Source organism: Paenibacillus agri (assembly GCF_013359945.1).
Classification (GTDB): domain Bacteria; phylum Bacillota; class Bacilli; order Paenibacillales; family Paenibacillaceae; genus Paenibacillus_AQ; species Paenibacillus_AQ agri.
Window position 1 is genome coordinate 1 of record NZ_JABWCS010000206.1, and the last position, 24,629, is coordinate 24,629.

Annotated in this window: 25 protein-coding genes and 1 riboswitch; of the genes, 5 read left to right on the forward strand and 20 right to left on the reverse strand. The window is 48.9% G+C overall.

Going from position 1 to position 24,629, the window contains the following annotated elements; genetic code table 11:
• Window positions 1–254: 254 nt before the first annotated feature.
• From HPT30_RS11675 to HPT30_RS11700, 6 genes are all read right to left on the reverse strand, one after another.
• Window positions 255–839 carry an SMI1/KNR4 family protein gene (locus HPT30_RS11675; RefSeq protein ID WP_175371566.1) on the reverse strand — a complete coding sequence of 195 codons (585 nt, stop codon included), beginning with the start codon at window positions 837–839 and terminating at the stop codon, window positions 255–257.
• 86 nt (window positions 840–925) lie between these two features.
• The gene (thiC, locus tag HPT30_RS11680; RefSeq protein WP_175371567.1) at window positions 926–2,719 is read right to left on the reverse strand and encodes a phosphomethylpyrimidine synthase ThiC; all 1,794 of its coding nucleotides are present in this window, start codon (window positions 2,717–2,719) and stop codon (window positions 926–928) included.
• 116 nt (window positions 2,720–2,835) lie between these two features.
• Window positions 2,836–2,942, reverse strand: a riboswitch (TPP riboswitch).
• A gap of 158 nt (window positions 2,943–3,100) precedes the next feature.
• Window positions 3,101–3,538, reverse strand: coding sequence for a HEAT repeat domain-containing protein (locus HPT30_RS11685; protein WP_175371568.1), 438 nt, complete (start codon window positions 3,536–3,538; stop codon window positions 3,101–3,103).
• A gap of 95 nt (window positions 3,539–3,633) precedes the next feature.
• Window positions 3,634–4,563: an aminoglycoside phosphotransferase family protein gene (locus HPT30_RS11690; protein ID WP_217622353.1), complete on the reverse strand. Its 930-nt coding sequence runs from the start codon at window positions 4,561–4,563 to the stop codon at window positions 3,634–3,636.
• Window positions 4,564–4,580: 17 nt separating this feature from the next.
• Complete coding sequence (locus HPT30_RS11695) at window positions 4,581–5,162, reverse strand: hypothetical protein (RefSeq protein ID WP_175371570.1); 582 nt, start codon at window positions 5,160–5,162, stop codon at window positions 4,581–4,583.
• Window positions 5,163–5,310: 148 nt separating this feature from the next.
• Window positions 5,311–5,649 carry a winged helix-turn-helix transcriptional regulator gene (locus HPT30_RS11700; protein WP_175371571.1) on the reverse strand — a complete coding sequence of 113 codons (339 nt, stop codon included), beginning with the start codon at window positions 5,647–5,649 and terminating at the stop codon, window positions 5,311–5,313.
• Between the two features lie 134 nt (window positions 5,650–5,783).
• On the opposite strand from HPT30_RS11700, the gene HPT30_RS11705 reads away from it, so the two are divergent.
• Entirely contained in the window at window positions 5,784–6,968 is a 1,185-nt protein-coding gene (locus tag HPT30_RS11705) for an MFS transporter (protein WP_175371572.1), read from the forward strand.
• 54 nt (window positions 6,969–7,022) lie between these two features.
• On the opposite strand, the gene HPT30_RS11710 is transcribed toward HPT30_RS11705, so the two are convergent.
• The 12 genes from HPT30_RS11710 to HPT30_RS11765 form a co-directional block, all read right to left on the reverse strand.
• On the reverse strand, window positions 7,023–7,541 hold the full coding sequence (locus tag HPT30_RS11710; RefSeq protein ID WP_175371573.1) for a GNAT family N-acetyltransferase: 519 nt from the start codon (window positions 7,539–7,541) through the stop codon (window positions 7,023–7,025).
• Between the two features lie 2 nt (window positions 7,542–7,543).
• The gene (locus HPT30_RS11715; RefSeq protein ID WP_175371574.1) at window positions 7,544–8,746 is read right to left on the reverse strand and encodes a Gfo/Idh/MocA family protein; all 1,203 of its coding nucleotides are present in this window, start codon (window positions 8,744–8,746) and stop codon (window positions 7,544–7,546) included.
• Window positions 8,743–9,600, reverse strand: a complete 858-nt coding sequence (locus tag HPT30_RS11720; RefSeq protein WP_175371575.1) for a metallophosphoesterase family protein — start codon at window positions 9,598–9,600, stop codon at window positions 8,743–8,745. The genes HPT30_RS11715 and HPT30_RS11720 overlap by 4 nt, the downstream gene beginning before the upstream one ends.
• 12 nt (window positions 9,601–9,612) lie before the next feature.
• Window positions 9,613–10,449 carry a carbohydrate ABC transporter permease gene (locus tag HPT30_RS11725; protein WP_175371690.1) on the reverse strand — a complete coding sequence of 279 codons (837 nt, stop codon included), beginning with the start codon at window positions 10,447–10,449 and terminating at the stop codon, window positions 9,613–9,615.
• Window positions 10,450–10,531: 82 nt separating this feature from the next.
• A complete protein-coding gene (locus HPT30_RS11730; protein ID WP_175371576.1) occupies window positions 10,532–11,422 on the reverse strand; it encodes a carbohydrate ABC transporter permease in 891 nt (296 codons plus the stop codon).
• 124 nt (window positions 11,423–11,546) lie between these two features.
• Window positions 11,547–12,911, reverse strand: a complete 1,365-nt coding sequence (locus tag HPT30_RS11735) for an ABC transporter substrate-binding protein (protein WP_175371577.1) — start codon at window positions 12,909–12,911, stop codon at window positions 11,547–11,549.
• A gap of 34 nt (window positions 12,912–12,945) precedes the next feature.
• Window positions 12,946–13,812 (reverse strand): DUF6923 family protein, encoded by an 867-nt coding sequence (locus HPT30_RS11740; protein WP_175371578.1) that lies wholly within the window; start codon window positions 13,810–13,812, stop codon window positions 12,946–12,948.
• Window positions 13,813–13,947: 135 nt separating this feature from the next.
• Window positions 13,948–14,802 (reverse strand): AraC family transcriptional regulator, encoded by an 855-nt coding sequence (locus HPT30_RS11745; protein WP_175371579.1) that lies wholly within the window; start codon window positions 14,800–14,802, stop codon window positions 13,948–13,950.
• A gap of 419 nt (window positions 14,803–15,221) precedes the next feature.
• A complete protein-coding gene (locus tag HPT30_RS11750) occupies window positions 15,222–16,244 on the reverse strand; it encodes a phosphotransferase enzyme family protein (protein ID WP_175371580.1) in 1,023 nt (340 codons plus the stop codon).
• Window positions 16,245–16,413: 169 nt separating this feature from the next.
• Window positions 16,414–16,680 (reverse strand): CD3324 family protein, encoded by a 267-nt coding sequence (locus tag HPT30_RS11755; RefSeq protein ID WP_175371581.1) that lies wholly within the window; start codon window positions 16,678–16,680, stop codon window positions 16,414–16,416.
• A 203-nt stretch (window positions 16,681–16,883) separates the two neighbouring features.
• Window positions 16,884–17,273: an iron chaperone gene (locus tag HPT30_RS11760; protein ID WP_175371582.1), complete on the reverse strand. Its 390-nt coding sequence runs from the start codon at window positions 17,271–17,273 to the stop codon at window positions 16,884–16,886.
• A gap of 96 nt (window positions 17,274–17,369) precedes the next feature.
• A complete protein-coding gene (locus HPT30_RS11765; RefSeq protein WP_175371583.1) occupies window positions 17,370–18,044 on the reverse strand; it encodes an HAD family hydrolase in 675 nt (224 codons plus the stop codon).
• Window positions 18,045–18,339: 295 nt separating this feature from the next.
• Between HPT30_RS11765 and HPT30_RS11770 the strand changes: the two genes are divergently transcribed.
• Complete coding sequence (locus HPT30_RS11770) at window positions 18,340–19,104, forward strand: class I SAM-dependent methyltransferase (protein ID WP_175371584.1); 765 nt, start codon at window positions 18,340–18,342, stop codon at window positions 19,102–19,104.
• A gap of 200 nt (window positions 19,105–19,304) precedes the next feature.
• Here HPT30_RS11770 and HPT30_RS11775 read toward each other — a convergent pair whose 3' ends face one another.
• Both HPT30_RS11775 and HPT30_RS11780 read right to left on the reverse strand, forming a co-directional pair.
• Window positions 19,305–20,531, reverse strand: a complete 1,227-nt coding sequence (locus HPT30_RS11775) for an RtcB family protein (protein WP_175371585.1) — start codon at window positions 20,529–20,531, stop codon at window positions 19,305–19,307.
• Window positions 20,532–20,538: 7 nt separating this feature from the next.
• Complete coding sequence (locus HPT30_RS11780) at window positions 20,539–21,318, reverse strand: nucleotidyltransferase domain-containing protein (RefSeq protein WP_175371586.1); 780 nt, start codon at window positions 21,316–21,318, stop codon at window positions 20,539–20,541.
• 162 nt (window positions 21,319–21,480) lie between these two features.
• Here HPT30_RS11780 and HPT30_RS11785 point away from each other — a divergent pair, with 162 nt between their 5' ends.
• From HPT30_RS11785 to HPT30_RS11795, 3 genes are read left to right on the forward strand one after another with little or no spacing between them, the layout of a single operon-like run.
• Window positions 21,481–22,806, forward strand: a complete 1,326-nt coding sequence (locus tag HPT30_RS11785; RefSeq protein WP_175371691.1) for a helix-turn-helix transcriptional regulator — start codon at window positions 21,481–21,483, stop codon at window positions 22,804–22,806.
• Complete coding sequence (locus HPT30_RS11790) at window positions 22,781–23,605, forward strand: WYL domain-containing protein (RefSeq protein WP_175371587.1); 825 nt, start codon at window positions 22,781–22,783, stop codon at window positions 23,603–23,605. The genes HPT30_RS11785 and HPT30_RS11790 overlap by 26 nt, the downstream gene beginning before the upstream one ends.
• Window positions 23,606–23,638: 33 nt before the next feature.
• The gene (locus HPT30_RS11795) at window positions 23,639–24,448 is read left to right on the forward strand and encodes a pentapeptide repeat-containing protein (RefSeq protein ID WP_175371588.1); all 810 of its coding nucleotides are present in this window, start codon (window positions 23,639–23,641) and stop codon (window positions 24,446–24,448) included.
• The last annotated feature ends 181 nt before the right edge of the window (window positions 24,449–24,629 follow it).

Genomic DNA, 24,629 nt, shown 5'->3' on the forward strand with positions numbered 1-24,629 from the left:
ATTGTCGGTTGCGCGGACTGCCAAACGTCAGCGAACAAGCACTGATGACGGCAGCCGTGCAGAACATGAAGAAGATGGCGATCCATCTGGATCGCCTGGAAAAACGGGGGTAAAACCCTCGTTTTTCGACGGGCTCTTGCCTGAAAGCAAAAAAGAAACCCCGGATATTTAAATATCCGGGGTTTCTCGACAATCTGAGCAGCCCCATCGGGCTGCTTTTTCTCTGTAAACATAGGAAAACTACTTGTCCTCCGCTACTCCGACCAATAGGAGGCATCCGGATTCATTTCCGCGCCTACCTCGCCTTCCCTGATCAGATCGCAGTCTAGATAACCGTCTTCATCGAGGAAATACACCTCTTGACGGTAGAACTCGCCAAGCGTCTCCAGGAACTTCGCAGGAGAATCATACATTACTACTAAATCTCCAAAGTCGTGAAGCAGATCGCAAATCCGCTCTGTACCGTCTGCAGATCGATAGTAGCAGATGAAATCACTGCCATAGTTGGTCAGGATGGGCAGGACGATCCCTTCAACGGGATGACCCTTCTCTGCCAAAATCCCCGCCAGCACCTTCATCTCCTGCTCATATTCGTCCCTGTGAATCAGGCGGTATCCCGGCACAAACTCGATCAGACTAGGTTCTTCTTCCTCGCTGCTTGTACCTGATACCGTATTATATATGGCCGCTAACAGTTCTGGCAGTTCAGGCACAATTGCCGCTATTTCCGCCTCGCTCTCCGCTTGTCCCGTTCCCAGGCTAGCAGTGTATCCGGGCCGTAGACTGTCCGACAATTGAAGGTATTCTTGAAACAATTGCGTTAAATTTTGAACTGACATGTCTTCATCCTTTGCATCTGTAGGGTAGTGTTATCTACTCTCTATTATCCCCAATGTGCCTGCCGATGCAACTCCTGACGTCACCTCTATTGATATATCTGGCTGCCGCCCACTCTGAACTCAGCAGATTTCTCGCGCATCCCAGCAACGATGGCTTCCTGCTCCTGCATGGGATCATCCTGCACTCTTCCAGAGTTGCGAATATCGTGAGAAATACGCATACTGCAGAATTTCGGGCCGCACATGGAGCAGAAATGGGCCGTCTTGGCGCCTTCCGCTGGCAGTGTCTCATCATGATACTCCAGTGCCCGCTCAGGATCGAGCGACAGATGGAACTGATCCCGCCAACGGAACTCAAAGCGTGCTTTGGACAGCGCGTTATCCCGCTCTTGGGCACCTGGATGGCCTTTGGCCAGATCAGCGGCGTGGGCAGCAATTTTGTAGGCAATCACACCTTCACGCACGTCGTTCTTGTTCGGCAGTCCCAAATGCTCTTTGGGCGTAACGTAGCATAACATCGCCGTCCCGAACCAGCCGATCATGGCTGCCCCGATAGCGGAAGTAATATGGTCATAGCCCGGTGCTATGTCCGTGGTTAAGGGCCCCAGCGTATAAAAAGGCGCTCCATGACAATGCTCAAGCTGCTTATCCATATTCTCCTTGATCAGATGCATCGGCACATGGCCCGGACCCTCCACCATGACCTGAACATCATGCTTCCAAGCCAATGTCGTCAGTTCACCCAGCGTCTCCAGCTCCGCGAACTGGGCCTCGTCATTGGCATCAGCGATAGAGCCCGGCCGCAGCCCGTCTCCCAGAGAGAAGGCGACATCATAGGCCTTCATAATTTCACAGATCTCCTCAAAATGCGTGTAAAGGAAGTTCTCCTGATGATGGGCCAGACACCAGGCCGCCATAATCGACCCGCCACGGGAGACAATACCCGTCATTCGTCCGGCTGTCAGGGGGATGTAACGAAGCAGCACCCCCGCATGAATTGTAAAATAATCTACACCCTGTTCCGCCTGCTCAATCAGCGTATCACGGTAAACTTCCCACGTCAGATCCTCTGCTTTTCCATTCACCTTCTCCAAAGCCTGATAGATCGGCACAGTACCGATCGGCACTGGAGAATTGCGGATAATCCATTCCCGGGTATGATGAATATTTTTGCCGGTAGAGAGATCCATAATGTTGTCAGCGCCCCAGCGGGTGGCCCACCTCATTTTCTCCACTTCTTCCTCGATGGAAGAGGATACGGCAGAGTTCCCGATATTCGCGTTGATCTTCACAAGGAAGTTGCGCCCGATAATCATCGGCTCACTCTCCGGGTGATTAATATTAGCTGGAATAATGGCGCGTCCGCTCGCTACCTCATCCCTAACGAATTCAGGACTAACATTTTCCCTAATAGCTATATACTCCATCTCAGAAGTGATGATACCTTTTCGTGCGTAGTGCAGCTGCGTAACATTCCGGCCAGCTTTTGCCCGAAGCGGACGCCGCTCCAATCCCGGGAACGCCTCCACGGCCGATTTTCCCATCGCATGTCCGTTATCTTCTGGTTTAAGCATCCGTCCCTGATATCCTTCAGCATCCCCACGCTGCTCAATCCAGGACTTACGGTGAGGCGGCAGCCCCTGACGAATGTCGGTTTTAATCTCGCTGTCTGTATAGGGTCCGCTAGTATCATAGACACGTACAGGAACATTTTCCATTTCGCCGGCAATACCCTCGGTGCGGCTGAGCTCAATCTCCCGCATGGGTACCCGGATATCAGGGTGTTGCCCTTCTACATACACCTTGCGACTACCCGGAAAAGCTGAAAGGTCCACCTTATCATACTCTCGTTTCTTGTCCTGCTCGTGTTCATGTGCCATCTTATGCATCCTCCTGTACTATGGGATATAAATAAGACAAGCGCCAAAAAAGCCGCTCCACGTGGAGCGGCTTTATCCATGAACAGCCAGCAAAAAGACATAGCTATACAGAAAAAAAAGTCCCGTCTCCACTTTCCTACGCTGGTATGATCCAGATCAGGTTCAAGGGTCCGGGAATGCAATTTTCCCGTCTCAGCCCATTCAGGCTCCCCTAGTGGTTATCTTATTTAGTTAATATATAAGTTAACGGTATAATTGGAATTCGTCAACACCCGCTGCAGCCATAAGGTGGATGTTGTGTGTTAAGAGCGGATAACCCACCAGAGGACGGGTAACGCCAAAAACCCTCTCCTGTAAGAGAGGGCTAGTTCCTGCATAAAACTATTTAGCCGATTGCCATTTGCTCTCCAGCCATTGATCAAACTCGGCGCCTTTTTCACCTTCGTAAGCATCGTAGATATCAATTCTCATCTTCTTGAGCTTCTCTTTGAAGTCCTCATAGGAATGATCTTTCGGCAGGCTCTTCTTGATTCTCAAGAGAATCTTGGATAGGCCCTTAAACAGTTCAGGTTTGTTCTTGGACGGTTCCTGAACCTCTTCACCAAAAGCCACCAGCGCACGGTAAGCCGCCTCTTGTACGGTATATACAGGATCGTTCTCCACCAAACGCTTCAAAATATCAATAACCTGCTTATGCGGTGTACGACTAAGTTCCTCCACTGCCGCCAGGCGGGCTTTCCAATCCGCGGAACGACCCGCTTCCTTCTTTAACTGCTCATAATTTTCCGGCAGCTCTTGCTGCACTTCTTCGTTGTTCAAAAGTCACAATTCCCTTCTATAATCAATCTGTACCAATTCTACCGTACCGCTATCCCCAATATCAATCTTTTGGACAAACAAATAATTATCCCGTCTTACCGTCCCCGGGCTCTTCCTTCCGCATACCAATGCGGGACCAATCTTTGAAAGTGATCATAGTCCTCGAACGCCATCTGGCAGCGCGCCTGCATCCCCTCAATATCAGCCGTTCCGAACGGAATCGCCCATTGGATTGAATAGAGCGAAGTATAGGCCACATACAATGCGTGTCTGATCCAGAAATCCTCAGGGGGAGGTCCTCCGAAATAACCATCCAGCTTCCCGAGTGTAAAAGCAATACTACGCTCCCGGTCGAATGCTTGCAGTTTGTAAAATTCTTCAGCATAATCGCCGTTATCCCAGCGATTGAAGTCGATGACACCAATCCGGCCCTCACTTGTGTAAATATGATTTCCGATATGGAAGTCGCCGTGCTGATACACTTTTTCCACTTGAGAAATCGCCCTGATATGCTCCCTGACAAAAGCAATCGCCACCTCATCCCCTTCAATCCGAAAAGGACAGCCGTTCTCATACGCCTCCACTCGCTGCAATATCTTGGCCTGCATTCGGCTTTCCCAATCTGCCAGGTCATTGTTGTTCGGAATCGTATGAATCTGCTTGAGTATTCTTCCGGCTTCAACCCCAAGTGCATACTGTTGATCTTCTGCCAAAGACAGCAGACAGTGCTCCAGCGGCTGGCCCTCCACCCAAGTCAAAAGCATATATGTACTGCGCTCCACACCTTCACCCCATGCGCCGAAATCCACCGCCCGCGACATTGGAAAATCGAGCTTATTGACCCTCTGAATCATTGCATACTCCGCTTGCTTCTGTGCATGATTCTTCCCGTCCGACACCCGCAGCAGAAGCTTGCGGCCGCCGGCGTCCTCGATATAATACTTTTTATCATTAGACCAGCCCTTGAGGACAGGCTCTATCTTTCTCCAAGCGCTCGCGCCGGGGATGTCCAATAACCGCTCCACCTGCATCCCTCCTGTATCTACGTAGGAAGCTTCACCACAATATATTCTTTTTCCAGCAAATCAAATCCCTGCTCCAGGCTAAATGTGGAGAGATCAATTACACGGTCATACTTCTTATTGCGCGGGTCACCCTCCTCGTCCGCCCAGCAGCTGTACAGCTCGAATACTGAACCAGGCACGCCGAAATCCTGCATCAGCTTGAACAATTCCCGGCAGCATTTGAGCGAGGCGTTCTCGGAGTCCGGACGAGTCTCCTGATCTGCTGGAAGAACCGTGAAACTACCCCAATTCGGAGAGATTTTGTATACATAGGGGCTCTGAAAATGCTTGCGGATCTCCTCATTCCAGTAACCTAGCGCTTCAATGTAAATACCCCCGGCATCTTCTTCCGTATCATATACAAGACAGTCCTCGTCCCGCAGATGGGACAGATCGAAAATTTCCTCCAGTGGAACCATGCCCTGTTGCTTAAGCTCCTCGCGCTTCGCTTGATATTCCGGGGAGGCTAACATTTCGCTGCGCGTTTTGGAAGACAGTACGCTTCCCCTCTCGCCGAGCGGCAGCTCCACCGATGATCCGATGTAATGGAATTGAGTCATTACTAAAACCTCCTAGTGAACTTGAACTAATTCGATTTGACGATCACTCGCCTCAATCATCAGTCACCTCTATCATTAGCTCCCAAAAAAGGCTCCGAAAGTCATTCTCCCGACTCCAGAGCCTTCCTACCTATTCTTCTATCTATCATTAACAGATCCGCTCGGTTGGTTTAATTCGTTCCCTGTGATTCTCTCCCCACAGATTCATCAAATCCATCAACGGAACTAAACTTTCCCCGTATTCGGTTAATGAATATTCCACTTTGGGCGGGATGACCGGATACACCTCGCGCTTGATCAGTCCATGTGCCTCTAACTCTCTTAGCTGGTAGGTCAGCACTTTCTGTGTGATCCCGGGTATCAGATGAGCGAACTCACTGAATCGTTTGGTGCCATTGCGCAGATGACAGAGAAGCAATAGCTTCCATTTCCCCTCAATGATTCCAAGCGTTACGTTCGCAGCATAATCACATTCAGTAGGTCTCATTAGGCATTACCTCCTTCACTTACACTTACTTCAAAGAAACTAACGCGAAATAAAGTGCGTACTTCTCAGAACTCTACCATTCAAGCATAATCAAATACGTTCTTATAATCAACAGCAAGAGGGGAGTACAGCATATGCAAGCAACTACGACTAACAATGCCAAAACATCTTATCCCATTGCCATCTATATCTTGATGATCAGTGCGTTTGCTATCGGTACAACTGAATTTGTTATTATGGGGCTTCTGCCTGACGTAGCCAATGATCTCCATATCTCTATCAGCAAAGCAGGGCTGCTGGTGTCAGGCTATGCATTAGGGGTGGCTATTGGCGGGCCGTTACTGACCGCATTAACAGTCCGTCTACCCAGGAAAACGCTACTCCTGGCGCTAATGGCCCTATTCGTAGGTGCCAACTTGATCAGCATGGTCGCCAGCGATTATACAGTTCTGATGATTGCACGTATTCTGTCGGCTGTCGTTCATGGCACGGTATTCGGGATCGGTTCTATCGTCGCCGCCAGTATCGTCAGTCCGGATAAAAAAGCTACTGCGATCGCTATGATGTTCATCGGTGTCACTCTAGCGAACATCCTCGGCGTTCCCTTAGGAACCTGGATTGGCCAAAGTCATGGCTGGCGTTCGACTTTCGGGGTCGTATCTCTGCTAGGTTTGTTCTCGTTGATCACCTTAGCCATATTCGTTCCTAAGTTGAAGAGTCAGGAGACTCCCAGTTTTCGAAAAGAAATACGTGTTCTGCGTAATCCTCAGGTTCTACTCACCCTGCTGATGACGGTTCTGGGATTCGGAGGAGTGTTTGTTATTTTCACTTACATCTCCCCCTTCCTGACGGAAATTGCCGGCTTCCAGGAAAGCACCGTGACGATTCTGCTACTCCTGTTCGGTGCTGGCCTAACCCTTGGGAATATAACAGGTGGAAAATTAGCAGATTGGAAGCTGATGCCGTCCCTGATCGGGATGCTGATCCTTCTTGCTGTTGTGATGACCCTGTTCACTTTCACAAGCCACAACAAAATCGCTACAGTGATCACGATCTTCATCTGGGGATTCGCCGCCTTCGGTACAGTACCCGGGTTCCAGATCCGTGTTCTCGATAAAGCCAGTGCTGCACCCAACCTGGCCTCCGCGCTCAATATCGGCGCTTTTAATCTTGGCGGTGCAGGCGGCGCTTGGCTCGGAGGTATCGTACTGGACAGTCCACTGGGACTTCAATCCTTGACCTGGGTAGCCGCTTTGGTGACGCTGGTGGGGTTGTTAGTTACGCTATGGGGACAACGTGTAGAGAAGAGGCACGCTTAACGTTCATCCATTTAAGTAGAAAAGCCTCCCTGAGAAGGAAGGCTTTCTTTACAATTAAACAGAGGGACTAAGCTGCTGGAGAATCCGTTCCCATCTTCCAGTGTGACTCTCATCCATATGGACTGGTGTGAAGCCCAATTTTCGATAAATTTGAATAGCTGGCAACCTGAAATCATCTGTCTCCAAATAGGCAGTTCCCCCGCCCTCTTCCCGCATCTTATGCAGGGCGGCAAGGCTTGCCGCAAATCCCAAGCCTCTTCCGGAATACTCAGGTAGCACACCCACCATATGCAAATACCAGCTATGGCTTGCGGTCTCCCAGGCAGTAGCAGTAGCGACAGGCTGGTCTCCCTTACAAAGAAATAATAAGCGATCGGAGTAGAGCGGAACTACATCGCCAATTTTATCCGAAAACTTCACATCCCTTGTAAAAGAATGACGGATCAGATCCTCCCAATTGCGTTCATCTCCATGCTGAAAGGTCATCACTCGAAAGCCAGTTGGACATAGAAATGGCGGCAAATCGTCCAGCGTTTCCTTTTGCATAATAAGCTTCGACAGTCCTTGTCCCATCGTTACTCCCCCCTCTTCGCCTTAAAATCAGGAAAAGGAATGGCTAGTCCGCCCGCTTTCACCGACTCCATGGATAGGGAAAAGATCGAACTCCAGGTAACCGCATCATATACATCGACTGAAGGCTCGCGATCCTCCTGGATGGCCGAAATAAATTCCTCCAATACTAGAAAATCACCCCCGCCATGCTTCGTCCCTACCGCAAATGCCCCCCATTGTTTCCACGTAGGGTGATCATACTGCGGCTGGTAGTTTTGCAGAGGCTCCCACATCTCCGACCCGTCCTCTACATGCTGAGGCGAACGATTCTTGAACCAGATCAAATCATCTTCCTGATGATGCCGGCCTGTAATAAAGGCGCCTTCGGTACCTTGCAGCAAATAATGCGTCTTATTGTGTGGCCTTACCGAGGTCCAATCCACACGTAATTCAATCAGCACACCCTTCTCGGTCTGCAAAATGGCTACTGCACTATCACCCTGCTGCCAAAATCCGTTCCCTGCAGCCGGATGATCCTTGCCAAAATGCTCGCTAAAGTAGCGCTGGAGCGATCTCGATTTGGATACAAAGGTGGATACCTGCTTCAAGCGGTCTCCGCCCTCCTTGTTCAGGTTAATCCACTGCGCAATCGGGCCAATGGAGTGTGTAGGATAATTAATTCCATTAAATTGTTGATGCAACTGGCCCCGCCAAGTAAGCGAGCCATCCGGATGGTGGATCAAGTGGCGCAGGTCATGGATATACCCGCCCTCCAGGTATGTAATTTCACCGAACATCCCCTGATCCGCCATATGCTTGATCGTCAGATTGGAACGGGAGAAGCAATAATTTTCGGACATCATATACTTAAGTCCCGTGCGCTCTACGGTCTTGATCAGCTCCCAGGCTTCTTCTAACGTTCGGGTAGCAATGACTTCACTGAGCACATGCTTGCCAGCATTCAGGGCGTCGATGGATTGTCTGGCATGCAAATGCATCGGACTTAATATAAAGACAGCATCCACCGAGGGGTCTTTCAGCATTTCATGATAATCACGATAGGTACGGATTTCAGGGAATTTCTCCTTCCACTGAAGAAGCACCCATTCATTCAAATCACAGGTTGCAGTCAATTGAATTCGGTCAGAGAGCGAGGATAGGGCGTTCATAAAGCTGGCCCCCCGATTCCCGCCAACAATGGCTAATTTTACAGGCTTACGACTCATTTCGGTGCAACTCCTTTACGGGCTGTTTGGGCATTGACGAAGAGTTCCAGCGCTGACGGGTCACCTTCACAGCCGGGATGTCTCTCATAATCGTACATGTGTGGGGTAAAGACTGACGCCCAGTTAGAGAAGGCATCACTGGCGAAGCTGATCGTTTCTACGTTAACTTTCTGGTCTATAATGTTCACCATTCGCACAGAGGGTACATCCGGCACAGCTGCCGTCTGGATGAAGTGCCAATGTTCTTTTTGAACAATGGAATTCACGTGATTATGTCCGTTAAAATAAAATCCGGCTCCCTGCCACTGTTCAAACAACGGCCAGATCGTGAGGTCAGGATCGAGTGACATCATGCTTTCGGTTGATCTCGCAGTTGTCCCATAAAGCGGATGATGGCCGATCACAATCAGCGGCTTGTCCGGGTCCTGTCTCAATTGGTTGTGCAGCCAGTTCAACTGTTCCTCGTCTATGGTGCCGCTCCAATCCTCACGGATTTCACGAGCGGTATCCAGCAGCAGAATTCGCGCGTCATGCTCCTCGATCACTTCATATCTCTTCAGCCCGGTTAGCGCAAGAATATCTCTCTTCGGATAAGTATACGTATCATGATTGCCCAGCACATGAAGAAAACGGTCACGGAGGCCACGCTTCTCGATGTGCTGCAAGACATACGTAAATTCGGCGACTTCTCCCGCATGTGTTAAATCACCAATCGAAATATAATAATCAGCCTCCAGGGATAAGAACAGATCCATGAAATGTTCATAATAAGCATCCCGGGCAGCGGCTATTGAAGGTTCATCGCTGGTCAGTACATCCGGGTAATGCAAATCTCCAATTATAGCTAACTTCAATCTGAGTCCCCCTTAGCCTTTGATTCCTGAGTGCATAAAACTGCCGATCACCTTACGCTGGAACAATAAGAACCCAAGCATAAGAGGTGCCGATACAATTAGTGTCGCTGCACTAACATCACTCCATTGTGCCCCTGACTCCGTAGATTTCGCGAACATCGCCAGACCTACCGTCAACAGCCGGTTCTCCTCGGAATTGGTCACGATCAGCGGCCATAAGAAATCATTCCAGTGGAAGCTGAAAGAGACGATCGCGAACGACACATAGACCGGCCGGGATAACGGAACATAAATTTGCGCCAGGATACGCAGACGGGAAGCCCCTTCTACTCGCGCGGCCTCTTCCAGTTCATACGGCAATTGCTTGAAAGACTGCCGTAGCAAGAAGACACCAAAGGCTGATGCGAAGTAAGGCAGCATAATTCCGATCTTGGTATCCAGCAGACCCATGTCGCTTAAAATCTGATAGTTAGAGAAGATTAGAACATCAGGCGGTACCATGATTTGCACTAAAAACAACATAAATACTAGCTCTCTTCCCACGAAACGCACCCGCGCAAATGCGTAGGCGGCCATGGTCAACGTAACTAACTGAACAGTGAGAACGCCAGTACAGACCAATAACGTATTTAAAAAGAATTGCCCAAAGGGTGCCGCTTGCCACACCCGAGTGAGGTTATCGAGCGTCCATCCCCAGGACCAGCCTGTATCCACAGCTGAGGCTTTGGGCAAAAAGGCCGTTCTGGCCACCCATAAAAAAGGAATGATCCAGAGAGCCACCACACCGAAGCCGATTCCATGCCACACCACTTGCAGAAGTCTTCGACCGATCCGTCGATTCCGGGGCATAGCCCGCTCTTCTTCTGCCAACCTGCTTTTCTTCTGCCTTGGCAGAAGTGACAGCTTTAATGGATTGTCCATGAGCCCCGTCCTATTCGTAATGAATTTTACGATCCCAACCAAAGAACTGGAGGGACGAGATAATGAGCAGCAGACCGATCATCACGACGGTCATCGCAGCAGCCATTCCCTGATCGTAGAAGTTAAAGGTGTTTTCGTAGATATAGTACAAGAGTAAGTTGCTGGAATTGTTCGGACCACCCTTGGTCATAATCCATAGATGATCGACCAGTTTAAAGGAATTGGTGATCGCGACCACCATGACAAACAGCGTGGTTGGCATCGTGAGCGGAATGGTAATCCGCCGTATAGAGTTGAATGTGCCAACACCGCTGACCGCTGCGGCTTCATACAGATCTTTCGGAATCTGCTGCATCCCTGCCAAATAGAAAATCATGAAGTAGCCAGCTTCCTTCCAGACCATCATGACAATTAGCGCCCCCATTACGGTATCGGGGTTCCCCAGCAGATTGACCGGCTGATCTGCGATCCAAGCAGCAAACCTGGCGAACAGCCCGAAATGCGGTGTATACAGAAACAACCAAATGTTCGCCACGGCGATCATTGGAATCATATTCGGATAAAAAAATGCAAGGCGGGCAACCCCGCGTCCCTTAATCGCCTTGTCGGCAAACAGCGCCATGACAAACGCGAGTCCCACTGAAACGGGAACCGTTCCGACAGCAAACCAAATATTGTTTGCTACCACTTTTCTAAACACCTGATCTTGAAGCAGGTTAATATAATTCCCCAATCCGACGAACACAGGTTCGGGGGTCGCCAGATTCTTTTCATCTAAACTAAGCCACACGGATTTCAACATCGGGTAGTAGGTAAATAAACAGAGAAACAGTAGTGAGGGCAACACCAGCCCCCAGCCAAAGCTATTTCGTTTAAGCTTTTCACTCCATCCGGCAAGCATGCCTTTCCGTCCTTTCTGCCACGGGCTCTGGATCATTCCATTTCACGGTATAGAATGGAGTACGCCTGGGACAGAGACCCTCCCGGCGTACTCCAGAATAACTCTGTCTTATCCGTTGCCTTTGTTACTTATTGAACGGGGCTAGAGCCTGATCGGCTTCTTCCTGCGCTTTCTGCAGTGCACCAGCAGCGTCCACTTGCCCGGCTAAAGCGGCTTGAATCTGATTCGTGATCGCCGTCGACACTTTACCGTGGTTATGCGTGGACAATTCTCTGAATGCATACTGCAGTTGATCGCGTGCAACCAGTGCTTGCGGGAAATCAGTCGTGTACTTCTTCATGGCTTCTGTATCATAGGCTGATTTGCGTACGCCCACATAGCCGGAGGAGCTGCTGAACAGTGCGGCCTGCTCTGGAGCAGTCATATATTTAGCAAATTCCCAAGCTGCTGCTTGCTTCTCAGGCGAAGTGTCTTTAAAGATGTACAGGTTTCCGCCGCCCGTAGGTGATCCAAATTGTTTCTGTGCAGGCGGGAAAGCCACACCGAAATCGAATTTAGCATTTGTTCTGACATTCGTCAGGTTACCGCTTGTATGCATCATCATTGCTGTCTTGCCCTGAATAAAGTCAGTCGGTACGGTAGCCCAGTCAATTACACCTTCTGGCATTACCTTATCTTTGCGGGACAGGTCCAGCCAGAACTGGAGGGCTTCCACATTCTCTGGTGTGTTGAACATCGCTTTTTTACCGTCATCGGACATAATATTTTGCTTAGGATCTGTCGCATTTTGCCTTGCAAGCATTTGGAACATCCAATAGGAGTCGTCATTGCCCGGGATTTCCAGACCAGCATGACCGTCTTTGTTCAGCTTTCCGGCATAGGATACGAGCTCAGCCCAGGTTGTCGGTGGCTTCTCAGGATCTAAGCCGGCTTCCTTGAACATCTCTTTGTTGTAGTACATGACAATTGTGCTTCGTTGAAACGGAAGGCTGTAGGTTTTGCCTTCAGTTTGCGTATCTTCCATAAAAGCAGGATAGAAATCATCCATATTAACGTCTGTATCCTTGGCGATCCATTCATCCAGCGGAACAATAGCATTCATATCGAGCATGCTGTACAATTCCGTGGACATCATTACAGCTACATCCGGCGGCTGCTTGGCCTGAACACCGGCTTGAATTTTCACTGTATTATCGCCATAATTGCCGGTATATACAGGATTCACTTTAATCCCAGGGTGCGTCTCCATGAAGGATTTGGCCATAGTATCGATGACTTTGGTCAGTGGGCCACCGACGTTAACCGGATAATAGAAGGTAATTTCTACGTTCTGTGTGCTCGGTGCTTCAGTGGCCTCTGCACTTGCAGCAGGCTTCGCAGTAGGGTCTGCAGCAGCTTCTGTAACACTATTATTATTAGATTGACCACAGCCTGTGGCTAGTAGAGTACATCCCATCAAGAACAACATCAGTTTCGATTGCTTCATCATTTCTGTAGGCTCCTTTGTTAAGCTTCGTTTGGATTTAGAAAGAATAGTGACGGAAGTTTACGGTAACACGATTGGAACCTACATCGAGAATATGAAGCTGGGCTCCATCGGCCGTCGGCAGCACTGCAATGCCCTGGGCTTCGGTACCACTAGGCAAATTACGATCCAGTGCAACTGACACATTGCCGTTATCCACATCGACCCGATAGAGCGTCTGAGTCGTATTATCTGAAGAAGCATAGAGAGATCCGTTGTACATCGCAGCACCTTGAACCCGGTCAATGCTTTGACTAAGCGGAACCGTCTTGATCAGGTGCATGTCGTCAAGGCTGAACACGTTTAACACATCAGCATTGTTCCATTTCGCCGTGTATACCTGCCCGCGGGCAGCATCCACAGCAACCCATGGGACTCCTCCTGGATGAAGATCCAGCGGCAGCGCGTAAGAAGTTCCGGTATACTGCAAGGTATTGGCATCAAAAAGAGCGATATAAGGATGTTCGTATTTTTTTCCATCTTCAATAGGAACATAGAGCGTCCCGTTGTAGTAAGAGATATCCCCGATATGATCGCCACCAAGTGCGCTCAGGTGGGGTGGAATCGCCAAAGGATTACGTGCGATTACCGTCTTGCCGTCCAGTGCTGTACGAAGCAGGCCATAAGGTGAGCTGAAAATCCATGCGTTCCCATCCGTCGTTACCCCTTGCCCCCGTTCCAGGGCATCTAACAGCCAGAAGGTTTGCTTGGACACTTCATGCCAGGGTTCAGCGGCTGCTGTAATTGCAAAATCACTTCCCGGATTTTCCGTTTCTACCGGATCTGCAAGTACCGAAGACATAGACACTGAACTGGACACCATCACTCCCGCAACAACCAGACCCCAAAACCTCGCAACTTTCATGTTCTTCTCTCCTCCTAGAATGATCTTGGCCCAGCACGTCCTTACGCCTGACCTTAATCTCATTCTAGGGCTGACCTATCCGCCTCCTATTGAACAAAATACTTCTTTCCTTGAATAAAACTCTCATTTGCATATTTATTCCGACACAGAACCTGGTTTAGCAGAAATTTGATAGGCATACAGCTTCGGAGTCAATCCAGTCTCCCGTTTAAAGACTCTGGTAAAGTGCCCTTGGTCGGCAAAACCGACTTGAGCAGCAATTTCCTTCAAACCTACCTTGCCTGATCGGATCAGGAATTTGGAGCGTTCAATTCGGAGGCGGATTAAATAATGATGGGGAGTATAACCGGTCTGCTGTTTGAAGACACGGATAAAGTGGGACTGACTCATATTGGCCTTCGCGGCCAGCTCAGTCAGCGGAGCATCTTCTTCCAGGTTTTCTCGCATGTATTGAATCACGCGGAAAATCTCCTGGTTCGCAAGCGTTTTGCCGCTAGAATGTTGGGGAATGACAGAGGAGTAGTGCTGCAGTAAATGAATGATTAGCATATTGGACAGTGAATCGCTGTATATTTTCCCCTTCGCTCCGCCATTCTGCAATTCTTCCAGCATCCAGAGCCCTAACTGCAGGAGCTTGGAATCCTTGACATGGAATTTGCGGTCTAATTGAATGTGGCCTTCCGTCAAAAATCCGGATTCACGGGCGACCTCTTCAATCACAGAAGGAGTAATCTCAATATTCAGGAAATATAACGACGTCTTGCCCCAGGGGCAGAGGAGGCTCTCGTTGCATGGGGTAATATGAATCGTATAATAATTTTCGTAATAAGCCGTACAATGGATTCCTACCAAATACTTGGGCTCCGGCGAGGGACTAAACGCTTGCTGCGGACTATACCATTGTGAGACCTTGAGCTTATCCCAACCCAGGTTGTCACTTGCCAGAACAGGCTGAGATGTCGTGGAGACCGTTTCTGTAAAATTTTTCATAGCCATCACCCCTTGTCCCCCCAATCTATCAGCCATATATGCGCGCCGCGTCAATGAGCTGTAAAACATTTGTAAATCCACTTTGCTGCTCGCCTTGGAACATACTCCAACTGTTACGATATTCATGCCATCACAGGACAACACATCTGTTATAACTCATTAACGGAGATGACCGAGTCATTTCATACCATGAACTTTAGCCAAATATAAAAAGACAGCGAGTCTCCGTTATCGGGACTCGCTGTCTTTTTTGGTTTTATGGCTTTTCAGCTAGCTTCAGCCAATCCTGAGTTAACTGATTAGAACACTGACTGCTATCCTGCTGCACAGGGTAGTGCCCTCTACTTATTCAAAATCAGTCCGGAAGCTGATGTCCTTGTTCGCTTCCAGTTCTTCGCGCAGTTTCACGGCATGAACGGTTAGTGTATTTTCACAGGATCGACCACCTCGAACAGAAATGATCGATCGCTCAAGAATTGCCTGATGTAAGCCAGAGCGTAGGGTTGTTCCTCAATCAGACTTGCTGTCTCCAGCGGATTAGAGGCATGATGAGCATAATTTCCGATCATAACCATGATGAAAAAGCATTCCAGCTCACGGACATAGTCCCCCTCAAGCTTCCTTACACTCTCATATCCCTGGATGAACATCCAGCGGTGCTTCGGCCAAAGCTCTAACAACGCCGCTGCTATGTCGTATAGGTAATAGCCATAGCCACATCTTCCGAAATCAATGGGGTAGGGCTCATCCTCCAGAATAACGATATTACCACTGTGCAAATCGCCATGGATAAGTCCATAGTTATGATCGTTGCTGAGCATCCCTTCGAGTTGTGTGCAGACTTTTTCAGCCGCCGCCTGATAGCCTTTCCAATCCTCCTCCGACAAAAACACGGAATAATGCTGTTCCAGCTTAGTCAATTCAGACCGAAAGCTGCCGGCACCCCATACAGGACGGGTAAAGTCTGCTGGCGGGTTAAACTTCTCAGCGGCTTCATGAAGCCTGCCCATCAGCATACCCATTTTAGAAGCCAAGCTGTCTGTAAAATCACCTTCTACATGGCTACCCTCTACCCAACGCATCATGGTCACATAATAGGGACGACGATGCTCACCCGCCACCTCAATGTCCAATACGTAGGAGCCATCACGGCTTGCTATTCCTTCCGGGACCGTCAGATCATCACCTGAATTAAGAGCCTGTAGCAGCGTTAGCTCGGATTGAATTTGCTCTTTGCTCAGGAGGTCCGAATGAATACGCAGTAAATAATGGCCCGTGGATTTCGTCTCTATTTTATACGTGATGGTGTCCGATAACTGAATAAACTCGATACGCTCCCATTCGATATCGTAACGCATGAGTGCCGACAAAACTATCATCCTGGCTTTGTTCAGTAAAGAACGTCTATGTTGCACTGTGTCATACTTGAAAAAGTTATCCATACATATCTCCTCCCGGTGTGTTGTGCCCTAAGATCGATAACGCGGTCCCTGTTCTGTTGGTCATTATAGCAATGACGGGTCACCCGGAAATATACAATAAATGATTAAAAACTGTATTTTACACAGCAAAAAGCCACATCAGAATAAGTTCCAATGCGACTTTATGTGACTACTTTTTTGCATATACAATCTTCTTAATACTATCTCTGGATAGGCAAAACCGGTCGGCCAGCTGGTCCATCGTGACCCCGGTTGAAAATTCTAGACGAATGTTCTCGTTTCTATGATCCAGATATTGTCGGCTGCCGGATTTCTCGCTCCATTTCTTGCGCACGCCATCCGGCTTGGGGATGTACACCATCCCGCCATGGACATATTTCTGTACTTCCTTCAGCAAGGCTTCCGGGAAGATTAGGTCAGCATTTACATATTTCATAATAGCTCCGCTCCTTTAAATGTTGAAATCTTAAAGGTAGCAAAGTCTATTCTATAAACATGAACACTGTCATTAAAAGCGGTTACTTATTTCTATTTGGCTCTATGCAAACAACCGCTTGTTGTTTATAGAATAAACTCTGCATAGAGCGCTGATCTAATCTAGCCATGTGGTGCCCCTCCCTTCCTTAACATGCAACATGATTACTTTTTCTTCCTCCCTTTATTCTCTCCTCGTTTTGCATTATCCGCAACCCTAAATTTTACAATCCTGCTTATCAATTCATATGGCAATGGTTGGCCGATGGGAAATTGCACAGAGCCTTTGGCCCCCTTATACCCTGACAGCTCCTCCTTAAAGGCCGCAACTCCGCTGGCTCCCGGGTAGAATCCGATATGATTCTTGTATGCGGCAAAATGCACCAGATTGCCTTGCTGGGCAAAGGTAGGCATCTGATAACTGATCTTTTCCACCGCCTCCGGCGCAGCAGCGTGAATAACACCTCTTAAGGTCTGAAGTGTCTGCTGAACTTCGGCGGGAAACAACGAGATGTACTCATCTATCGTCGCAAAAGTAGGCTTGTCCGTATCCATCTTATTCTCCTTTCACAGCATGGATTAGTATGCTTCTGCATTTCCTGGCTCATCCTATGTATCGCACTGTTTCAAGCCCCTTTACGCTCAATTAAATTATTCGAGATGGATAAAATTCTCCAGCACGCCTACCAGCTCGAACAGGTCATCAATGACCGCATCAGCTTCCACCGGGGACTCCCAGTACTCGTCCTTTTTCCAAATTGCTATCATCCCTGCTTCTCTGGAGGCCTGCACATCATTCATCGGATGATCCCCTACGTATATACTCTCTTCGGGCGCTACGCCCAGCCGCTCTGCTGCTAACTTAAATATTCGGTGATCCGGCTTTCTTAGACCTTCCTGTTCTGATACCAGTATGGCCGAGAAATACCGTTCAATGCCCAAGGCTTGGATATTGCTCATTTGCAGTGCTGTAAAGCCATTGGTTATCAGTCCTAGAACTATTCCCCGCCGCTGTAACTCCTCTAACAATTCGAGCAAATTTGGGAATGGTACACAGGCCTGATGAAACTGAGACACATAATCCTCAAGCAATTCTTCCCACGTCGTCCCTTGAATCTCAAACTCATTGATCAGTTGCTGATAGACTGCATCCTTCCACACATAGCCCCGTGCATCCAGTTCCACAAATCGGTTAATAAAAGCTTCCTTCGGAATATGACCGAGGCAATGCCCCCAGCGGTGATGCTGCCTATCAACAAATCGTTTCAAGGATGCATCCCGATCCAGCAGCGTTCCGTCCAGATCAAACAGCACAGCTCGTATCACTTGGATGTATCACTCCCCTGAAATTAAATTAGGGTCCATTCGGCTTCGCCTAAAACCACTATAATCATTCTACCTCTTGATCTCTCATTCGCCGAATTTTATAATTGAAAAATCTTCTAATTTGGGGTGAAATGGATGTCTTTCCGCATCGTTCGAGGTATGTAGCTGCCGGGCTGGATAAAACGCGTACCAGCCGTCAAGGGAGAAGTCTGCCCTTTTGACCCAGTGCAATCTTGAACAATAGTCAACGGAGACTCCTTATTATTTTATTCTCATTGGAAGGTGGAATTTAAGAATGAACAAGGTAAATTACAAGGATTTTTATGATAGAGTCGGTGTATTAAACGGTTGGGATTTCAGCAGTGTGAAATGCGTGTCCGAACAAGCACCCTGGGACTTCTACCGTGAAGTCACGAAGAGATGCCAATCCTCCGACCTCCTGCTGGATATCGGAACCGGTGGCGGGGAAGCCATTTTATCCATAGCTGAATCGGCATCGCTACTGGTCGGCATTGACCAGTCAACTGGCATGATGGAGACAGCAAACAGAAATCTATCCAGCTCCGGCAGAGCAAATGTCCGTTTTCTGGAAATGAATGGTGATCAGTTGGAGTTTCCTGCACATTTCTTTAACGTTATCTCATGCAGACATTCTCCTTTCTCTGCTAAGGAAGTAGCACGTGTCCTGTCCAGGGGTGGGATTTTCCTGACCCAGCAAGTGGCTGAGCACGATAAGCTGAACCTGAAGGAGGCCTTCGGTAGAGGGCAAGCTTTGGGGACACCAGGTGACACCCTCAAGCAACAATACCTAACCAAGCTAAGCGAAGCAGAATTTACGGATGTTCAATCCTTCGAATATAACATCAACGAGTATTACCAGACCGCTGAAGACCTTATATTTTTGTTGAAGCATACACCGATCATTCCTGGCTTCGGTCAGAACGAGGGGGATTTCCAGACTCTTCAGCGATTTATTGCAGAGAATCAAAGAGAACAAGGCATACTGACGAATTCAGCGCGGTTTATGATCATTGCGAGACGCATTTCTGCCATTAATTGATCTCTGATACTCTATAGTCTCTAAAGTTCCCTCGGGAATAATGATCCGTTTGCAAAAGAGGACCTCAAGCTCCACGAATCCGTGGGAGCCGAGGTCCTTCCTTATAGGACAATATGCTTCATCTTCGTACGTCCATGCTTAATCACTATACGCACATAGTTAATCCTCATTTACTCACAGCAATCCCTACAAGCTCATACTCAATCCTTATATGGATCGAATTCGTCCGCTCCCGCCATACACACTCCGATCGGTTTCAAGACATGCATAACCTCAATCGTCTCCGCGTGAGCATCCAATACTTCCTGGAGCTTCCGGTATACAAACGGGCTTTCATCCGTCCCGGCTCCGCGTAGCTCCACATTGAATGCCTGCACCGCGTCCAGCATTTGTGCCTTGGAGATTTGTCCGCCGCTGCGGGTACGGGTCTTCCAGTTCATTTTGCCTGCGGCCTGTGTCCGGCTCATGATCCGTCCAGCCCCGTGAACGGTGCTGTAATAAGCGTCCCGATTCTCTGAGGTATCCTTCCCTCTAACGATCACAGAAATATCGCCCATGCTCCCGCCTATAAAACCCATCTGCCCCGGTGCAGACGGTGTGGCGCCTTTGCGGACCACTACGGTCTCTTTCCCGTCATGGGTTTCCTTCCAGGCATAGTTATGATGGTTATGCACTTCAAAATCAGCTTCTGCTCCCAGGATGGACAGCACTTTGCGGATTACATAATCCCGTCCAGCATACGCATAACGCCCGGCCAGCTTCATAGCGCGGTAGTACATATCCCCAATCTCACTATTCAAATCCAGCAGGAGCGGCGGCTGATCCATCTTTTTACCCGGCGCGTTGGCTAAGAATTCACGTCCTGCTGCCAGGTTGATAAAACCGCTCGCAGTCTTATGCCCGAAGCCCCGGCTGCCAAAATGATTGCCGATCCACAGCCGTCCTGTCTCGGTGTCTTCAAAGAGATCCACGTAATGATTCCCGCTCCCAACGGTTCCGAGTTGATCACGGGCCAGCGTCTTCAGCTTGTCATGCTCTGCTTTTCCTACAGCCCGGTACACATCCCAGTCCGGATCGTCGAACAGCTCATGATCCAATCTCTCGTTATTGATACGGCCCATGCCAAAAGAAATCTGGCGGGCGATATCATTCATAATCCGGGCCAACCCAGGTTTTACATCAGCCGCATATAATTGTGTCCGCACCGCTTTATTCCCACACCCAATATCATAGCCCACACCGGATGGCGAGATTTGTCCGTCATAGACAACGACACCGCCAATAGGCTGGCTGTACCCTTTATGATGATCTGCCATAAGCAGCGTCTGAACCACGTTCCCTGTCTTCGAGCAGGTTCTCGCCTGAGTAAGCGCCCCCTCATCGGGCTTTCCCCAGACACGTACACCGTCAATATTCTGATATGCCATCTTTCATTCACCCCTGTAACGTTACTATTGTTCTAAACAACTCATCGAGCCGCCCATCTTGACCGCCCCCGGCAGCCTCTACTTCGGATACGATCTGCTCGTAGTAGCTGATTCTTTCCTCCAAAAATTCATTAATAGGCTGAATTCTCGGCTCGTAATCCATCTCGTCACCTGCTCTTTTGCGGATCAGCAAATCATCGACGGCCACTCTAAGCACGCTGCCCTCCTGCAGCAGGGTTTCCACCAGCACTGGAAATTCAATAGGCGGCATCGTATGGAAACGCTCGATCCATTCGCAGGCCAGCACTGGGCGAAGCACATAGAAATACTTCTTTATTTTCACATGATCGCCCTTCAGGTAATCACGATAGTTCCCCTTGGCCATATGCAGATAGTGGTGCATGCACGATCTTGGGGAGAACGTGAAGGAAGAGATATCGCGGATTTGCCGGACGACCGATTCATTCTCCGTATAGACAGTCGGGGATTGCAGCCACTCCAGCAGCGGCGGATTGGATTTACGGAATAAATTCAAAGCCTTTTTCAAATCCCAGCCGTTGATGTCCAGCATCTTGCTGATCGGCCGTTCAATGACATCCCGCTTCTCAAAAATGGACAGATACCATTCCAGCGGCCGGATATATAGAAATCTTACGTCATAATCACTGTCCTTGGAAGGAAATCCCCAGGCCCGGCTGCCTGATTCGCAGGCATATAGAATACGGACGTCTTCTTCCCTTTCGATCTTTTTCAACTCTTCTATTATGATTGATTTAACCTCCGTCATAAGGCTCTCCTCCTGTTCAGCTCCGTTACTATGTACATTTTCGCTTATTTTCGGAAGTTCGAACATGGCAAAAGTATTACGATCACAGAGCAGTTTACCATTCCGCCCCTACCCTTGCCCTGTTACAATGAAAGGAAGACATTCATGAAACGGGGAATCCAGGTGGCCAAGGAAAGCTTTGATAAAGAAATCCAATTCCTGCGTATGCTTGCGCTCACGAGCGGCGCGTTCAACAGACAGCAATTCGCTGACCGGCTGGGTATTTCCGTGCATACCTTTGACAAAACCATCCGCCGGCTCAAGGATATCGTGAGCTCTACCTATCAGCACCTCCCGGAGGAACAAGGCAAAGAATTTGCTGAGACCCTAAAGTACAGCTACTATGACTCTACCGATCCCATGCTGTTATTTCTCTTCCGTGCCAAGTCGGTAAAAGAAAGCGAAAGCCAGCGCCTCTCTCTCCTGCTGGGTGCCATGAATGCAGACGCACTGACAGCGATGGAGCTTCTGGACATGTGCTGTAGCAGCCTGCCCGCAGGTGTTCCCCAGCCCGATGAGAAGACGATCCGTTCGGATCTGAAATACCTGGAAGAGGTGGGGGTCATCCGCAAAGAAGGGGCCTCCCGTCCTTTCCGCTACCGCGTACATAACGACTTGGTGCAGCAGTTAAGCCATGAAGAGCTTATCGACTTGTATGATTTTGTGGATGTCATGGCGAACACCCAGGTCCCTTCTGTGCAAGGCTATCTGCTGCGTGACGGACTGAAAAAGCATCTTTTGCGCAATCAGGTGGAGCAGCCAGCTATCGAAGCTTTTATCTATAAGTATCATTATTACTCACGGATCTTGGACGAAGCCCACTTGTTCACTCTTTTGAACGCCATTCGCCAGCGCCACAGGGTCGCCTTTCTCTACTTCTCGCCAAAGTCCGAGAAAAGCTATGGCTCCAAAAACACCAATCCATTGTTCGAACGCGAGAGCGAAGGCTCCGCCATAAAGACACTCCCGCTGAAGGTCGTCTATGACCATCAATACGGAAGGTGGTATCTGCTCGCGAGCGGCCGGGAAGGCATTCGCAAGTATCGTATGGAAGGGATCACGCGGATGGAGACTGAGGATCAGCCTCTAAGTGAGGAAGCGTTCCAGGCCAAGCGCTGCGAGCTTGACGAGAAAATGAAGTATAGCTGGCTGATTGATACAGGGCTGCCAGTCACAGTGCGAGCGAGGTTCTACAGTCCCGGGGATTCTGAACCGAATTTTGTAAGAGCGCGGGTGCTGCTGCAAGGACAGTGGGGACAGATCGTGGACGAAGATCCGTATTCTTTTATCTACGAAATCACCGTGAATGGGACGACCGAGATCAAGCCCTGGCTGCGGAGCTTCGGGTCCAGCTGTGAAGTGCTTGAACCCGTGAGGCTGCGCCGTGAAATGATCGCTGAATGGAAGGAGATATTGGCCTACTATGAACCTTTTCGAGAAAATTTTTAACTATCAGATCATCTCCCGTCTGGACGACAACGGCACCTTCATGGTCACCTCCCACGAAAGAGCCTGGCTGAAGACCATGCTTGAGCACCCCGCAGCCAAGGATGCGTTCACTGCCGGGACGCTGGAGAAGCTGGTCTCCCTGCTGGAGTCTGATCCTCTGATGGATACGGCTGACCACTTGGTGCAAAAAGCCCGCAGCAGGGAAAAGCAGGTGTATCACCCGCTCCTCCGTACCTTGCGCCGCCATATCATGGCTAAAGAAGCGGTCCAACTGACTTACGGAACCAAACGCGGCAGTGTTCAAGAGGGGCACGCGGGGGTGCCTTACAAACTGGAGTACTCCATGGTCAAACGGGAATGGTATTTGCTCTGGTACCATCTGCGGCGGCGCTCACTCATGAGTACAAAGCTAAGCAAAATCGTCAGTGTCTCACATCAAGCTATAGCTGCTTCCAAATATGAGTGTATTCTTCAAGAGATCAGCCCGCGGCGCGACACACGTAAATTTGAGGTTGTCATTGAAATCCTCCCTGACTATAACCGGGAGCTATCCCGCATTCTTTACGCCTTCTCCAGCTTTGAAAAGGACGTTGCATACAATGCGGATAAAGACACCTACAGTGTCAGCATTATTCTAACCGGGAACGACAGCGATTATCTGCTCTCCAAGCTCCGTTTTCTCGGCAAGAGAGTCAGGGTCGTGAAGGGCAGTTATCTCAAAAAGCGGATGCAGGAATCGGCGCTCAAAGCGCTGAAGCTCTACGGCGAGCTGCCGTCGGAAGAGGAATTATCCGGCTAAGATTTTAAAATAAACTCTTTTAGGAAGTGTTGTATGAATAGCAAACTACAGTCTGACTGTGAACATTGTTTTGGATTATGTTGTGTGGCTTTGCCGTATGCCAAATCAGCAGATTTTGCTTTTGATAAAGATAGCGGCACTCCTTGCCGCAACATGGGTTCAGATCACCGTTGCAGCATACATGAACAGTTGAGAGATAAAGGTTTTAACGGGTGTGTTGCTTATGAATGTTTTGGTGCAGGACAGCAGGTCTCTCAGGAACTCTTCAAAGGAACGAGTTGGAGCAAGAATCCAGAGTCCTCAAAGACCATGTTTGCAGTATTTCCAATCGTCCAACAATTGCATGAGATGCTTTTCTACTTAAATCAAGCGCTAGAATTGGAAGAAACCCGCTCCATCCGAAATGAACTGCAAAACGCATTTAATTCTATTGAATACCTATCCAATCTTGATCCCGAAAATATTCTCAAATTAGATATACCGGCTCATCGTGGAACCGTAAATCGGTTATTACTTGCCACAAGTGAATTTATTCGAAAGGACTATATTCAAAGTCAGAAGAAAAACAAGTTGCGCAAAGATTTTTTAGGTGCAAATTTAAGAAGTGCCAACCTGCGAGGATCGAATTTTAGAGGGGCATTGCTCATCGCTGCTAATTTGCGGGACGCTGACTTGCGGAAGGTAGATTTTATCGGTGCAGACTTAAGAGATGCTGAGTTATCTGGCGCTAATCTTACGGGAAGTATTTTTCTGACACAAGCGCAGGTTAACTCGGCAAAAGGGAATCAAGAGACCCGGTTACCTCATTACTTAAACGTTCCTGCTCATTGGTTATCTTCTTGAGGATCAAATAGCCCCCACCTATCGGCGAGAGCATACGTAACCCCCTTTGCCTGGGTCGCCTTCATCTAAAGTTCAAGTTTTTATTGTTATACACTCTGATAACTTTATTTTGAAACAAATGTAGCTTGGCTTTGTTGTTTTACCACTAGCTACAATCCCGATGATTAGAACCTTTTTCATA

Coding starts and splice junctions, on each gene's coding strand:
- HPT30_RS11740 (WP_175371578.1), bottom strand. CDS start 13,812: ATGAAAGTTGCGAGGTTTTGGGGTCTGGTTGTTGCGGGAGTGATGGTG.
- HPT30_RS11715 (WP_175371574.1), bottom strand. CDS start 8,746: ATGAGTCGTAAGCCTGTAAAATTAGCCATTGTTGGCGGGAATCGGGGG.
- HPT30_RS11745 (WP_175371579.1), bottom strand. CDS start 14,802: ATGAAAAATTTTACAGAAACGGTCTCCACGACATCTCAGCCTGTTCTG.
- HPT30_RS11700 (WP_175371571.1), bottom strand. CDS start 5,649: ATGAGACCTACTGAATGTGATTATGCTGCGAACGTAACGCTTGGAATC.
- thiC (WP_175371567.1), bottom strand. CDS start 2,719: ATGGCACATGAACACGAGCAGGACAAGAAACGAGAGTATGATAAGGTG.
- HPT30_RS11710 (WP_175371573.1), bottom strand. CDS start 7,541: ATGGGACAAGGACTGTCGAAGCTTATTATGCAAAAGGAAACGCTGGAC.
- HPT30_RS11730 (WP_175371576.1), bottom strand. CDS start 11,422: ATGCTTGCCGGATGGAGTGAAAAGCTTAAACGAAATAGCTTTGGCTGG.
- HPT30_RS11760 (WP_175371582.1), bottom strand. CDS start 17,273: ATGGATACGGACAAGCCTACTTTTGCGACGATAGATGAGTACATCTCG.
- HPT30_RS11790 (WP_175371587.1), top strand. CDS start 22,781: ATGAACCTTTTCGAGAAAATTTTTAACTATCAGATCATCTCCCGTCTG.
- HPT30_RS11725 (WP_175371690.1), bottom strand. CDS start 10,449: ATGCCCCGGAATCGACGGATCGGTCGAAGACTTCTGCAAGTGGTGTGG.
- HPT30_RS11780 (WP_175371586.1), bottom strand. CDS start 21,318: ATGACGGAGGTTAAATCAATCATAATAGAAGAGTTGAAAAAGATCGAA.
- HPT30_RS11795 (WP_175371588.1), top strand. CDS start 23,639: ATGAATAGCAAACTACAGTCTGACTGTGAACATTGTTTTGGATTATGT.
- HPT30_RS11695 (WP_175371570.1), bottom strand. CDS start 5,162: ATGACTCAATTCCATTACATCGGATCATCGGTGGAGCTGCCGCTCGGC.
- HPT30_RS11775 (WP_175371585.1), bottom strand. CDS start 20,531: ATGGCATATCAGAATATTGACGGTGTACGTGTCTGGGGAAAGCCCGAT.
- HPT30_RS11705 (WP_175371572.1), top strand. CDS start 5,784: ATGCAAGCAACTACGACTAACAATGCCAAAACATCTTATCCCATTGCC.
- HPT30_RS11735 (WP_175371577.1), bottom strand. CDS start 12,911: ATGATGAAGCAATCGAAACTGATGTTGTTCTTGATGGGATGTACTCTA.
- HPT30_RS11675 (WP_175371566.1), bottom strand. CDS start 839: ATGTCAGTTCAAAATTTAACGCAATTGTTTCAAGAATACCTTCAATTG.
- HPT30_RS11770 (WP_175371584.1), top strand. CDS start 18,340: ATGAACAAGGTAAATTACAAGGATTTTTATGATAGAGTCGGTGTATTA.
- HPT30_RS11750 (WP_175371580.1), bottom strand. CDS start 16,244: ATGGATAACTTTTTCAAGTATGACACAGTGCAACATAGACGTTCTTTA.
- HPT30_RS11755 (WP_175371581.1), bottom strand. CDS start 16,680: ATGAAATATGTAAATGCTGACCTAATCTTCCCGGAAGCCTTGCTGAAG.